The following is a 13,898-nucleotide window of genomic DNA, read 5'->3' as shown; positions in this document are numbered from 1 at the left end:
ATCTACAACTTGTACGAGCTAAAATTGCTTAAATGAGAGTCATCAAAAGTTGAAGGGCTCAAGCTAAGGCATAAAAATGAGCTTACTCATTAAAAAATAGTGGATTTAAGACATGCTAACCCACCCAATAAAACAAATGGGCAGAGATTGATTTAGTTAAACAGGATTACAGTTAGTTGCTGTGAAAGTGCTGACAGCTTGCGGCAAAGTGCCGTCGTCGCTTTTCCAGATGTTCGCAGTAATCAGTGAGTGCTTGCAGCTTACCCACCGGACCATGAAATAGCTTGCCAAACTCAGTGGTGAGCTTGAGCCAATTGTCATGTGGGATATTTAATCTTGCCAGTAACTTAGCGCTATTTACACTGATAGCCCCACGTTTATCACTTCGAATAATTCGACCTGTATCATCGACCAATTCAAGGTAATCCGATAATAAAAACGCAATGCCATTGGGCTGATTGTCGCGCTCATTACCGATAAAAGGCAGTAGATTTTTAGGTTGCTCACCTTTTAATGCGGCCCGAATACGCAGCTGAATACTGGTATGGCCGGATTGTTCTGGTGTATCAGCCAGTTGCGCTCTAATAGGATTCAAATCAACATAGGCCATACAAGTTAACACAGCGGCTTCATCGAGCAGGGCTTGCGATTTAAAGCGACCTTCCCAGAAACGACCTGTACAGTTATCTTCTTGATTTGCTTGTCTTGCTATCGGTTCATTAAGGCAGCGCATAAACCATGAAATATCGCATAATCGGCTGCGGTAAATTGCGATTGAATGCTTTAATCTGTGAACTTCATGCGCCTCAACTAACTCACCTTTGGCGAATTTTTGCGTTAATTCATCGCCTTTAAACAGCTTATGCCACTGCTCAAGTACTTCGCGGTCAGTCCAACGATTCGCGCTGTCGATATCGACCCGCAGCACCACATGCAGATGATTGGACATCACTGCAAAGGCCGCCACATCAATAGCAAAAACCGCTTCGAGTTCAAACAGTAGCAACTCTACCCATGCGCGGCGATGGTCATAATTTTTTCCCGAATAGGCATCATCACCACACAAAAACGCACGCCGCACAACGCGACTACAGCAATGGTAATAGGGTGTGTCTTCAACACTTATCTGAGTTCTACGTGGGCGCGGCATACAAACCTCCTTGTTTAATGCTTAACCCAAGCATAGTCGGAGGTTAACAACTGCGCTATTTAGGCTGGGTGTCCACTTTTACTCGTCGGTTTCCAGTTTCAGCAGGGCTTTATCCAGCTTGGCGGGCACTAATCCGGTTTGTAGGTATTTGTCGGTGAAGCGGGCCGCTCCCTTTTTCTGTTCGAGGTATAAATCAAGAGGTGGCAATTCCGATTCATCGTCGGTCTGAAAGAATGATCCTTCATCTTCACTGTCGGCAATTTTTTGTTGATAAGCTTCTGGCAATGGTAAAAATCTGAGTGTATTTTCTTGCTCAACCAGCATTTCAAATATCTTGGCAGATTGCTCATCAATAATGTCGAGGGCTTTACTACCACTGCGGTAATTCAGCTGAGGGTTGGATCGAAGACCCATATCAAGTAATTCCAGACGCGCACGTTCCAGCTGCTGCTCAACAACCATAAAAATCCATCTCCGAGATATGCTGAACAGCAATAGTTTTCACTAGGTTTTTGCTGGTGGCGTTGGTTAAAAATCTACCATATCAATGGTTGTTTCTAAAAGCAATCTTGCGGATTATTAGAATGATAAGAACAAGTCGGGCAGGAAGTGAATGGCTGGATATTATTTTTAGGGGCCGTTAATAAATTTAACGATATTAGCTAAAGTTGATGGTGCTATTCGCCATGAGATTACTGCTCACCTCATTCCTAATTAAGAAAAATGTGTCCCAGCATTCCTGAGTATGCCCTTTTGCCTGCAAATTACTTAATCGGCCAGTCTCCTTGGGGCTATTATGCTCTACGGAATTATTTAATCCACAACGCCATGCTAATCGATCATGAATATGGCTCATGTTCTATGTGAAATAAAACCGTTTTTGTTCATGTGCCGAACCACGTATAAATGACTCCAAGCTAAATATGAGTCAAGCCTGAAGTTTCACCCTAGCTAAGCCATCAGAACTTAAGTTATTGGCACTTAAGTTAAATAGAACCTCAGACAGAACACGAATAATGTCTATCAGAGTCGGGTCAGAAGCTAGAATAACAGGGCATAAACTCAGGTTTGAAATCAGACAATGGGATACTGGATCACTATGAATAAGCATTTTACATTTACGATTAACAGCATTTGTCTTGATGAAAATTATCATCCCTCAGACAAGACGCGTATTACCACCAACTTTGCTAATTTGGCCAGAGGCAGTCATCGCCAAGCGAACTTACGCAACGCGTTAAAGATGATTGATAACAGCTTTAATGCCTTAGCGCATTGGGATAATCCTAAAGGCGATCGTTATAGCGTTGAGCTGGAAATTATCTCCGTTAATCTGGATATTGACGGCAGTGGTCAAACCTTCCCATCGATTGAAGTTTTGAAAACCAATATTGTTGATCATAAAACCAATAAACGTATTGAAGGCATTGTAGGTAATAACTTTTCATCTTACGTACGCGATTATGACTTTAGCGTATTACTGGCAGAACATAATAAGGGCCAAGCCAAATTTAGTATTCCAGATGATTTTGGTGGTCTACATGGCAAGCTCTTTCAGTCTTTTGTTAATTCTGATGCTTACAAACAGAATTTTAATAAGCCACCTGTTATCTGTCTCAGTGTTTCGGATAATAAAACCTACCATAGAATTGAGAATCAGCATCCTGTATTAGGGGTTGAATATCAGCCAAATGAATCGTCTTTAACTGAGCAATATTTCAAAAAAATGGGCTTACAGGTGCGCTATTTTATGCCGCCAAATAGCGTGGCGCCGTTAGCTTTTTATTTCTTTGGTGATTTACTCAATGATTACACTCACCTTGAGTTGATAAGCACCATCAGCACTATGGGCACTTTTCAAAAAATCTATCGCCCTGAGATTTATAACGCCAATGCTGTTGCAGGGAAATGCTATCAACCCAATTTGAAAAACTTGGATCATTCATTAACTCAAATTGTTTATGATCGAGCAGAACGTAGCCAATTGGCTAATGAGCAAGGCAAATTTGCAGCGGAGCACTTTATCAAGCCCTACCAAACGTTTTTTGAACAATGGTCTGCTCATTTCGTTTAGTCGCTCTGCGCTTACTTAATCGTCACGCTCAATAATTAACCCAATACGGCATCAATATCATGACAACACTACTTAATAAAACACCGCTTAACAAAACATTGCTTAACCAAACCCTGTTACCGACTTCAACGGCAGGCAGTTTGCCTAAACCTGTGTGGCTGGCAGAGCCTCAAACACTTTGGTCTCCTTGGAAATTACAAGGTGAGGAATTAATTGCAGGTAAACACGATGCACTGCGTTTGTCATTACAGGATCAACTACATGCAGGGATTGATATTGTCAGTGATGGCGAGCAAACGCGGCAGCATTTTGTCACTACGTTTATTGAGCACCTCAACGGCGTTGATTTTTCAAAACGTAAAACCGTGAAAATTCGCGATCGTTATGATGCGAGTGTACCCACGGTTGTCGGCCCAGTGAGCCGCCAAAAGTCGGTGTTTGTTGAGGATGCCAAATTTTTACGCAAGCAAACCACGCAACGGATTAAATGGGCGCTGCCTGGCCCAATGACCATGATAGATACGCTTTATGATGACTATTATAAAAGTCGCGAAAAGCTTGCTTGGGAATTTGCCAAAATTCTTAATGAGGAAGCCAAAGAATTAGAAGCGGCCGGTGTTGATATTATCCAATTTGACGAGCCTGCTTTTAATGTGTTTTTTGATGAGGTAAACGATTGGGGCATTGCCTGTTTAGAAAGAGCCATTGAAGGCCTTAAATGCGAAACGGCGGTACATATTTGTTATGGCTACGGCATTAAAGCCAATACAGATTGGAAAAAAACTTTGGGCTCAGAGTGGCGCCAATATGAAGAAGCATTTCCTAAACTGCAAAAATCGAATATCGATATTATCTCGCTTGAATGTCACAACTCCCATGTGCCAATGGAGCTACTTGAGCTCATTCGCGGTAAGAAAGTCATGGTCGGCGCGATTGATGTTGCCACCGATACCATTGAAACCGCAGAGGAAGTGGCTGACACCCTACGAAAAGCTCTTAAATTTGTCGATGCTGACAAGCTCTATCCTTGCACCAACTGCGGCATGACGCCTTTATCCCATCAAGTCGCAAGAGGCAAACTCAATGCTTTAAGTGCTGGCGCAGAGATCGTCAGAAAAGAACTCTTGGCATTAAGATAAGACGCGATAAGTGCTGCTGTCTTTTTTACAGCAGCATGTTTTATAGCAGTATGAGTCTAGCTTTGTTGAAAAGGTATCGACGTCGGTATTAAAAAAAACGGGATTGGCATCTTAATGCCAATCCCGTTTTTATTTCTAAGCTCATGCATTTAGTGCTTACATAGGCTTATGCATTGTCTTAGCACTTATTCACCAAGCTTTGGTGTGCGTGGCGGTATCATGCGCCTTTCATCTGTTGACTCAAATGCACCTGCAAATTTAAGCAGGTTATTATCGTCATAGGCACGGCCCGCGAAGGTTAACCCCACTGGCATACCAATATCGGCCATCACGCCCATAGGCACAGTCACAGTTGGTACCCCTAAGTGACGAATCGCGAGGTTTCCGTTTGCGACCCAAACTCCGTTGCTCCAAGCGATATCGGCTGAAGCCGGATTCACATGGGCATCCGCAGGGCCGACATCTGCCACGGTTGGGAACAGCACGGCATCAAGTTTTAGCCCGTCCATCCAGTCTTCGAGATCTAGCTTACGGGTCTTCTCTAAGCCACGCAGACCATCGGGAATAGTGTCGATCTGGTCATAGGATTTAAGACCACGCTTAGCCATGTTGACGTACTCTTCCATGCCGGCGGCGAGGTCTCCCTCACGATTTGGCAAGGTGCCTAAATCATGGGGGAATATCAAATGCCCAACAACATCAGCAAGTTTGTTGAGTTTAGGGTCATTATTAGCACGCAGGAATTCATCGAACGCCCAGCCGGAAAGTTCCCACAGCTCATCATTGAGGAACTCAGGCGTGACTATGCCGCGGTTAAACACGGTCGGCGCGCCAGGGCGGTCGCCTTCACAATTTGATACCAGCGGAAAATCAACTTCAATGACTTCGGCGCCGGCAGCTTCTAGGGCTTTACGCGCCGCTTTCCATAAATCGATAACTGATTGGCGAGTATGGATGCGTTGTCCCGTTGGTCCACCGATACCTGGGTTTTCGCTGGTACCTGCTAGTTCATCTTTGTTGATGTACATGCGCGGTACGCCAAAACGCTTACCCTTCAGCGTGTCGGCTTGAGCGGCAAGCGCCAGATAAGATGCTGGACGGACACTTGATGCTTTAGGGATTTGAACCCAAGCTTGTAGACGCCAGAGGTCGCCACGGGTAATTGGGTCATCGGCTACAATCACATCCAGCACTTCGAGCATGTCTGCCATAGTGCGGGTATAAGGCACGACGACATCCATGGTCGGCGTTAACGGCCAGTTACCGCGCACGGAAATCACGCCGCGAGACGGCGTATAGGCACACAAACCGTTATTGGACGCGGGACCACGGCCACTCGACCAAGTTTCTTCAGCAAGACCAAAAGCAGAGTAACTTGCTGCCGTGCCCGTGCCCGCCCCATTGGAAGAACCCGAGGCGAATGGTGCAGTAAGATACTCAGCATTGTATGGGCTTTCAGCGCGGCCATAGTGACCACGCTGCATACCGCCATTTGCCATGGGTGGCATATTGGTTTTGCCTAAGCAAATGGCACCCGCGGCGCGTAGGCGCTCAACGGCGAAGGCATCGTATTGCGCCACTAAATCCTTAAAGGCTGGGCTGCCAGACGCCGCTGTCAGTCCCTTCACTAGATAGCTGTCCTTAGCGGTATACGTAATACCCTCAAGTGGGCTTAAGGTTTCACCACGGGCGCGGCGCGCATCTGACGCCTCAGCTTCTTTGAGCGCATCGGGATTGTGGACCACTAACGCATTAAGCTTAGTCTTTGTCGCAGGGCCGTCATAAGCCTCAACCCGCGCGAGATACGACTTAACCAGCTCAACTGCGGTGGTGTGGCCAGATTCGAGCGCTGCACGCAGCTCGGCAATAGAAACTTCAGTAACTTCAAACATCTTACGCCCTCCCGCTGAAAGCCAATTGTGGTGCATTAACAGTGACATCAATCGTCATGCTGTTCTCCTTGGGTTACTTTCCAGCAGGGATTTGCTGAGTAATACAATGGATATTGCCGCCACCTAATAAAATCTCACGGGCTGGCACACCCACAATTTCATGCTCTGGGAAGATTTCCTGCAGTTTTTCGGCTGCGATATCATCGGTTGCAGGATCAAGCAACGGGAACACGATGCGATTATTGGTTATTAAAAAGTTCACATAAGAACCGGCTAAACGCTCACCCGCCGTGCGTGGCACGCCAGTGCCTTCAGCCACACCTTTTGATTCTTCTTCGGTGCAATACAGCGGCCCCGGTTGTGGCAACAGATGGATTTTTAACTTACGGCCTTTGGCATCCACGGTATTTTGCAACATCTCTAGCGCCGCTTTTGAGCGTGGATATTGTGGATCAGTCTCATCATCGGTCCAGTGCAGAATGACTTCACCAGGACGGGCGAAACAGCACATATTGTCGATATGGCCATCGGTCTCATCCATATAAACGCCATCTTGCAACCAGATAAACTGCTTAACATTCAAATAGTCACGCAGTAAGTCTTCAATCTGTTCTTTCGTCAGTTCAGGATTACGGTTGGCGTTGAGTAAACATTCGGCACTCGTCATACAGGTGCCTTCACCGTCAACATGGATAGAACCCCCTTCGAGGATCAGCGGCGCGCTGTAACGGGCAAAACCATGCTGCGCAAGCATTTGCTGTGCAACTTGTTCGTCCTTATCCCATGGGAAGTACAAACCACCGTTATGGCCGCCCCAAGCATTAAAGCCCCAGTCAACACCGCGGCATTCGCCCTCGGCATTAACGACCACAGTTGGCCCAGTGTCACGCGCCCAGCAATCGTTACTGTCCATTTCAACCAAAGTGACGTGGGATGGCATCACTTTTTGAGCTTCCGCTAAAAAGGCTTTAGGAACACCCATATACACGGGCGTTGCACCACTAATGGCATCGGCCACCTTAGCAAAGGTCGCTTGAGCATAAGCGCCCGCAGAGCGCCAGTTATCGGGACGATATGGCCAAATCATCCATACGGCTTGCTGCGCTGCCCATTCGGCGGGCATATAAAAACCATCTTGAGATGGCTTAGTCGTTAACGGCGTGGTATCCACAGTCGCGTTTGTCATGAATTTTGTCTCCAGTAATGCTCAAATCTATAAGGGTGTACGCCCCATTTTGGGCGACAGAATAGAAATACACCTAACATAATCAAATAAATCGAATGACCGTATTCATTACGCTGCGCTCATCACGAGCATTTATTACATGCATCCATCACATGTATAGTTAGGCCGAAATTGTTAGGTCTTCACTCAGTGAGTTTTAGCTTCATTGAAATATTGCTGCGTATCTTATCATTTAAGATGGCTTGCGCTAAATACTTGTATGCAGGACATAGATGAGAATTTGTTGAGTCGTTAAGTCGTCAGTTTATTGCTCTTTGGGTGAATTTCACCACTACATGGCGCGAATGCACTTTTAGTTAAAATAAGACCTATTAAATAAGAACCCTAAGATCTGATCTCAGCATCAAAATAGCGCTTTTATGTGACCTCGCTTATCATCGCGTTATTATAGCCTTTCATTAACAAGCACTGCTGAGGCGTATTCTTTTTGTTCATCCTCAGCATTAGTCCGCTTAAGTATTTATCTTTTAAGGATATCAGCATGACTTCCCACACTGTGCCATTAACTTCATTTTCGACCACTGAACCTTCTACAACGGAATTTTCTATAACAGATGTTGAGCCGCTACTTAAGATCATGGAAAAATTGCGCGACCCACAAACAGGTTGCCCGTGGGATAAAGCACAAACCTTTCAAACCATAGTGCCTTTTACCTTAGAGGAAGCCTATGAGGTTGCCGATACCATAGAGCGCTTAGCCTGGGATGAGTTACCCGATGAACTTGGGGATTTATTATTTCAAATCGTATTCTATTGTCAGCTTGGTAAAGAGCAGGGGTTGTTTGATTTTGCTACTGTGATTGAGAAAATCAGCGACAAGTTGACCCGCCGTCATCCCCATGTGTTTGGTGAGCAAAATCCGCAAATAGGCGATGGCGCTCAAGCGATGAAAGCCAATTGGGAGGCGATTAAAGCGACTGAGCGTGAACAAAAGGCGCAGCAAGTGGCGGGTGAAACCCAAGCTGATACTGTGGTTTCAGCGTTAGATAATATTCCGCGTACCCAACCTGCGCTGTCGCGCTCAATCAAAATTCAGCAAAGGGTGGCGCGAGTCGGTTTCGATTGGGCCGAACTTGAGCCCGTGGTCGCTAAAATCCACGAAGAAATCGATGAAGTCTTGCATGAAGTGAATCAACCCGAGCAAGACCAAGCGAAAGTGCAGTCCGAAATGGGCGACTTGTTATTTGCCGTGGTGAATCTAGCTCGCCATCTTAAGGTCGATCCAGAACAAGCGTTGCGCCAAGCCAACCTTAAATTTGAACGCCGTTTTCGCGGCGTAGAACAGTTGGCGAGTGACAGCGGTAAAAGCATGCAAGAGCACACATTAATGGAGCTGGATGCCTATTGGGACCAAGTAAAAGCGACAGAGACGAGATAAACGGCAAATTATCCCGATTGGTGTTTGTCGAATCGCGCCGCCTTTGGTATACTACTGCCCCGTCCTAGTGCTTTCTTACAAGCACGTATTTTCAAACTCATTTTCTCAGGTTCAGCATGACTACAAGGTATATCTTCGTTACTGGTGGCGTTGTTTCATCACTAGGTAAAGGCATTGCAGCAGCATCATTAGCTGCAATTTTAGAGGCCCGCGGTCTCAATGTAACCATCATGAAACTGGACCCTTACATTAACGTTGATCCGGGTACCATGAGCCCAACCCAACATGGCGAAGTATTTGTTACTGAAGACGGAGCAGAAACAGATCTCGACTTGGGTCACTACGAGCGTTTCATCCGTACTAAGATGAATCGTCGTAACAACTTCACTACCGGTCGAATTTACGAAGAAGTATTACGTAAAGAACGTCGTGGCGATTATTTGGGCGCAACCATTCAGGTTATCCCACATATCACTAATGCGATTAAAGAAAAAGTATTAGCAGGTGGCGAAGGCCATGATGTGGCTATCGTCGAAATCGGCGGTACTGTGGGTGATATCGAATCTTTGCCGTTCCTAGAGTCTATCCGTCAGCTCGGCGTTGAGCTGGGTCGTGATCGTACTCTGTTCATGCATTTAACCTTAGTGCCTTTCTTAGGTGCTGCAGGCGAAGTGAAAACTAAGCCAACTCAACACTCAGTGAAAGAGCTGCGTTCTATCGGTATTGCACCAGATGTGCTGGTTTGCCGTGGTGACCGTGCGATTCCTACTAATGAAAAAGCCAAAATCTCGCTGTTCTGTAACGTCGAAGAGCGTGCGGTTATTTCATTAAAAGATGTTGATAGTATTTATAAAATCCCAGCTTTGTTACGTTCACAAGGTTTGGATGACTTAGTGGTTAAGCGTTTCGGTTTAGAATGCCGTGAAGCGGATCTGTCTGAGTGGGAAAATGTGATTTACCAAGAAGCTAATCCAAACGGCGAAGTCGTTATTGGTATGGTGGGTAAATACATCGAACTACCAGATGCCTATAAGTCAGTTAACGAAGCATTAAAACACGCAGGCCTTAAAAACCGCGTATCTGTGACCATCAAGTACATTGACTCACAAACCGTAGAAGCCAAAGGCGAAGAAGTCTTACAGGGCTTAGACGGTATCTTAGTACCAGGCGGTTTTGGCGAGCGTGGTGTTGAAGGTAAGATCTTGGCGGCAAAATTTGCCCGTGAAAACAATCTACCGTATTTCGGTATTTGTTTAGGTATGCAAGTTGCCCTGATTGAATTTGCGCGTAATGTTGCAGGCATGGCTGATGCACATTCAACTGAATTCAATAAAGAAACACCATTCCCAGTCGTGGGTTTGATCACTGAATGGATTGACGAAGAAGGTAACGTCGAGCAGCGCCATGAAGCGTCTGACTTAGGTGGCACTATGCGTTTAGGCGCTCAATTGTGTCATTTACTCGATGGTTCGAAAGCGGCTCAAGCCTACAAAGGCAACAGCTGTGTAGAACGTCACCGTCACCGTTACGAAGTGAACAACAAATACAGAGAGCGTTTAGAACAAGCTGGCATGATCTTCAGCGGTTTGTCTTCTGATCGTAAGCTGGTGGAAATGATCGAATTAAAAGATCACCCATGGTTTGTTGCCGGTCAATTCCATCCTGAGTTCACCTCAACTCCGCGCGATGGTCACCCATTGTTCGAAGGGTTTATTGCTGCGGCTAGTGCGCATCAAAAACGTGATCTGAAGTAAGAATATTTGAGGCCGGACCCGCGACAGTGGGGCCGGCCTTTTGTTACACTCATCAGACTTGAAACATAAGAATTTAATACCTCTGGGTATAAGCAGCATGCGTATCAGTTGCATCTGTATGGACGCAAACCGTAAATGGAATTTTGTTATTTTCTGCGGTATGTGACTTCCATTTATTCCCATAGGTATTGGTTTTTTCTTTTATCTTTAAACTTAAATCGAGGGTGTTATGGCTAAGATTATTAACGTGATTGGTCGCGAGATTATGGATTCTCGTGGTAACCCAACTGTTGAAGCCGAAGTGCATTTAGAAGGTGGTTTTGTGGGTATGGCTGCGGCGCCTTCTGGCGCATCTACCGGTAGCCGCGAAGCGTTAGAATTACGTGATGGTGATAAAAGCCGTTATTTAGGCAAAGGCGTATTAACGGCTGTTGCCAACGTAAACGATTTAATCCGCACTGCGTTATTAGGCAAAGATGCCACTGCACAAGCTGAGCTTGATCAAATCATGATCGACTTAGACGGTACAGAAAACAAAGACAAGTTAGGCGCAAACGCGATTCTGGCTGTGTCTTTAGCGGCTGCCAAAGCGGCTGCAGCATTTAAAGGTCTTCCTTTATACGCGCACATCGCTGAATTGAACGGCACGCCAGGCCAATATTCTATGCCTGTGCCTATGATGAACATCTTAAACGGTGGCGAGCACGCGGATAACAACGTTGATATCCAAGAATTCATGGTGCAACCAGTTGGTGCGAAAACTTTCCGTGAAGCACTGCGCATGGGCGCTGAAATCTTCCATACGCTGAAAAAAGTATTGCACGACAAAGGCCTAAGCACTTCTGTGGGTGACGAAGGTGGTTTTGCACCTAACTTAGCGTCAAACGCTGATGCGTTAGCCATTATCAAAGAAGCGGTTGAACTGGCTGGCTACAAGTTAGGTACGGATGTGACCTTAGCGCTAGATTGTGCCGCATCTGAATTCTACAAAGACGGCAAATACGATTTAGCGGGCGAAGGCAAAGTATTCGACTCGAACGGTTTCTCTGATTTCTTAAAATCATTGGCTGACCAATATCCAATCGTGTCTATCGAAGACGGCTTAGACGAATCAGATTGGGATGGTTGGGCTTACCAAACTCAAATCATGGGCGACAAGATCCAATTAGTGGGCGACGATTTATTCGTTACTAACACTAAAATCTTAACCCGTGGTATCGAAAACGGTATTGCAAACTCAATCCTTATCAAGTTCAACCAAATCGGTTCATTGACTGAGACTTTAGCGGCCATTCGCATGGCGAAAGAAGCGGGTTACACAGCAGTGATTTCACACCGTAGTGGTGAAACTGAAGATTCAACGATTGCTGACTTAGCCGTAGGTACTGCAGCAGGCCAAATCAAAACCGGTTCACTGTGTCGTTCTGACCGTGTTGCTAAGTACAACCAATTGCTGCGCATCGAAGAGCAATTAGGTGAAAAAGCCCCATACCGCGGTTTGAAAGAGATCAAAGGTCAGGCGTAATTTAAACTTTGATGTAAAAAGGCCACCACTTGGTGGCCTTTTTTGTTGTACTATCTGCTGTATATTTTTTTAATCCAAGATACTGACGCTAATTCCTCCATGAAATTTTTTGTCATTGCACTCATAGTGCTACTCGGTTTACTGCAATTTCGTCTTTGGTCGGGAGATAATAGTCTTCCTGAATATTTCGTCCTGCAAAAACAAATTGCCGCGCAGCAAGAAGGTAACGCCAAACTTAATGAGCGTAACCAAGTGCTGAAGGAAGAAATCATCGATTTGAAAAGTGGTACCGAAGCCATAGAAGAACGTGCGCGTAACGAACTTGGCATGGTCAAAGAAGGTGAAACCTTCTATCGCGTCGTGGGTGGTGATCGCTCAGTATCGAGTCCATCCCAGTAATATGGAGTTAGGATGTCAGAACTAGGACATTTAGATCTTGGATTAAGCGAACAATCCAATCCAGGCAGTCAATTTGAGCCGGTAATGCAAACTGAATGGCAGTGCCAAGCTGATGATATCACTCAAGCTGTGGTGGCTATCGTTCCCGCTGCGGGCATTGGTAGCCGCATGGGCGCCGACAGACCTAAACAATATCTTGAAGTGTGCGGCCAGAGTATTCTCGGCCATACTTTAGATAAGCTGTTGTCTCACCCGCACATTTCCCACGTCATCGTCGCCTTACATCCGAATGATACTATCTTCAATACCCTGCCACAGGCCGCGCATCCTAAATTGACCACAGTATTAGGTGGCGGTGAGCGCGCTGATTCTGTGTTGGCGGCGCTGCAAATTGCGCCTGAGCACAGTTGGGCCTTAGTGCATGATGCGGCAAGACCTTGTTTAACCGCGACGGATATCGACAAGTTACTCGCATCCAGAGTGCAATTTCCCCAAGGCGCGATTTTGGCCATGCCAGTGCGCGATACCATGAAGCGCGCCAATAAACAGGGCGAAATCAGTACTACTGTGTGCCGCGATAATTTATGGCATGCATTAACGCCGCAGTTATTTCCGGCAGCGCAACTCAAAGATTACCTCAATGCCGCTCTGGCCGCAGGTGCGGTAGTGACAGATGAGGCTTCGGCGATGGAATGGGCGGGCATCTCACCTGGACTCGTTTCGGGCCGTGCCGATAATATAAAAGTGACGCATCCCGATGATTTGGGATTGGCCGAATTGTTTTTAATGCGTGCCGCAAAATAGTCATAATCCAAGTAAAATAATACGTTAGGAATATTAAATGAAAATCCGTATCGGCCATGGTTTCGATGTGCATAAATTTGGCGAAACACGCCCGTTAATTTTGTGTGGTGTGGAAGTGCCCTATGAAACTGGTCTCGTTGCTCACTCCGATGGTGATGTGGTATTGCATGCTATTTCCGATGCGATCCTCGGTGCGCTAGCGCTGGGCGATATAGGTAAACATTTCCCCGACACAGATACCGCCTATAAAGGTGCCGATAGCCGCGTATTGTTACGTCATTGCTATGCTTTAGCGAGGGCAAAAGGCTTTGTGCTAGGGAATCTTGACGTCACTATCATAGCGCAAGCCCCTAAAATGGCGCCGCACATTGAGGCAATGCGCCAGATATTGGCCGCCGATTTAACCGCGGAACTTGACGATATTAATGTCAAAGCGACCACGACAGAAAAGCTAGGATTTACCGGGCGTAAAGAAGGTATTGCGGTAGAAGCCGTGGTATTGATGACCCGTAAACACGATTAACTTAAGAGTAAAAA

Annotated in this window: 12 protein-coding genes; 8 read left to right on the top strand and 4 right to left on the bottom strand. The window is 46.0% G+C overall.

Annotated features, from left to right (window positions below):
- Window positions 1–172: 172 nt before the first annotated feature.
- Entirely contained in the window at window positions 173–1,150 is a 978-nt protein-coding gene (locus FW758_RS10370; RefSeq protein WP_446445327.1) for a transposase, read from the bottom strand.
- Window positions 1,151–1,228: 78 nt separating this feature from the next.
- Window positions 1,229–1,612 (bottom strand): DUF4011 domain-containing protein, encoded by a 384-nt coding sequence (locus tag FW758_RS10365; protein ID WP_446445326.1) that lies wholly within the window; start codon window positions 1,610–1,612, stop codon window positions 1,229–1,231.
- Window positions 1,613–2,249: 637 nt separating this feature from the next.
- Between FW758_RS10365 and FW758_RS10360 the strand changes: the two genes are divergently transcribed.
- On the top strand, window positions 2,250–3,224 hold the full coding sequence (locus tag FW758_RS10360) for a DUF1852 domain-containing protein (protein ID WP_446445325.1): 975 nt from the start codon (window positions 2,250–2,252) through the stop codon (window positions 3,222–3,224).
- A 59-nt stretch (window positions 3,225–3,283) separates the two neighbouring features.
- Window positions 3,284–4,363, top strand: coding sequence for a methionine synthase (locus tag FW758_RS10355; RefSeq protein ID WP_446445324.1), 1,080 nt, complete (start codon window positions 3,284–3,286; stop codon window positions 4,361–4,363).
- 185 nt (window positions 4,364–4,548) lie between these two features.
- On the opposite strand, the gene FW758_RS10350 is transcribed toward FW758_RS10355, so the two are convergent.
- Both FW758_RS10350 and aguA read right to left on the bottom strand, forming a co-directional pair.
- Window positions 4,549–6,255 (bottom strand): amidase, encoded by a 1,707-nt coding sequence (locus tag FW758_RS10350; protein ID WP_446445323.1) that lies wholly within the window; start codon window positions 6,253–6,255, stop codon window positions 4,549–4,551.
- A 73-nt stretch (window positions 6,256–6,328) separates the two neighbouring features.
- Complete coding sequence (gene aguA / locus FW758_RS10345; protein WP_446445322.1) at window positions 6,329–7,441, bottom strand: agmatine deiminase; 1,113 nt, start codon at window positions 7,439–7,441, stop codon at window positions 6,329–6,331.
- Window positions 7,442–7,982: 541 nt separating this feature from the next.
- Between aguA and mazG the strand changes: the two genes are divergently transcribed.
- The 6 genes from mazG to ispF all read left to right on the top strand — a co-directional run bounded on the left by mazG (window position 7,983) and on the right by ispF (window position 13,884).
- The gene (mazG, locus tag FW758_RS10340) at window positions 7,983–8,879 is read left to right on the top strand and encodes a nucleoside triphosphate pyrophosphohydrolase (protein ID WP_446445321.1); all 897 of its coding nucleotides are present in this window, start codon (window positions 7,983–7,985) and stop codon (window positions 8,877–8,879) included.
- Window positions 8,880–8,995: 116 nt separating this feature from the next.
- Window positions 8,996–10,633, top strand: a complete 1,638-nt coding sequence (locus FW758_RS10335) for a CTP synthase (protein WP_446445320.1) — start codon at window positions 8,996–8,998, stop codon at window positions 10,631–10,633.
- Between the two features lie 229 nt (window positions 10,634–10,862).
- Window positions 10,863–12,158: a phosphopyruvate hydratase gene (eno, locus tag FW758_RS10330; protein WP_446445319.1), complete on the top strand. Its 1,296-nt coding sequence runs from the start codon at window positions 10,863–10,865 to the stop codon at window positions 12,156–12,158.
- A gap of 99 nt (window positions 12,159–12,257) precedes the next feature.
- Window positions 12,258–12,557: a cell division protein FtsB gene (ftsB, locus tag FW758_RS10325; RefSeq protein ID WP_086010657.1), complete on the top strand. Its 300-nt coding sequence runs from the start codon at window positions 12,258–12,260 to the stop codon at window positions 12,555–12,557.
- A 12-nt stretch (window positions 12,558–12,569) separates the two neighbouring features.
- Window positions 12,570–13,361, top strand: a complete 792-nt coding sequence (ispD, locus tag FW758_RS10320) for a 2-C-methyl-D-erythritol 4-phosphate cytidylyltransferase (protein ID WP_446445318.1) — start codon at window positions 12,570–12,572, stop codon at window positions 13,359–13,361.
- Between the two features lie 37 nt (window positions 13,362–13,398).
- Complete coding sequence (gene ispF, locus FW758_RS10315) at window positions 13,399–13,884, top strand: 2-C-methyl-D-erythritol 2,4-cyclodiphosphate synthase (RefSeq protein ID WP_106651222.1); 486 nt, start codon at window positions 13,399–13,401, stop codon at window positions 13,882–13,884.
- Window positions 13,885–13,898: the final 14 nt, after the last annotated feature.

This window comes from Shewanella sp. 1180_01 (genome assembly GCF_052850535.1).
This window is presented reverse-complemented; position numbering and strand designations above follow the sequence as displayed.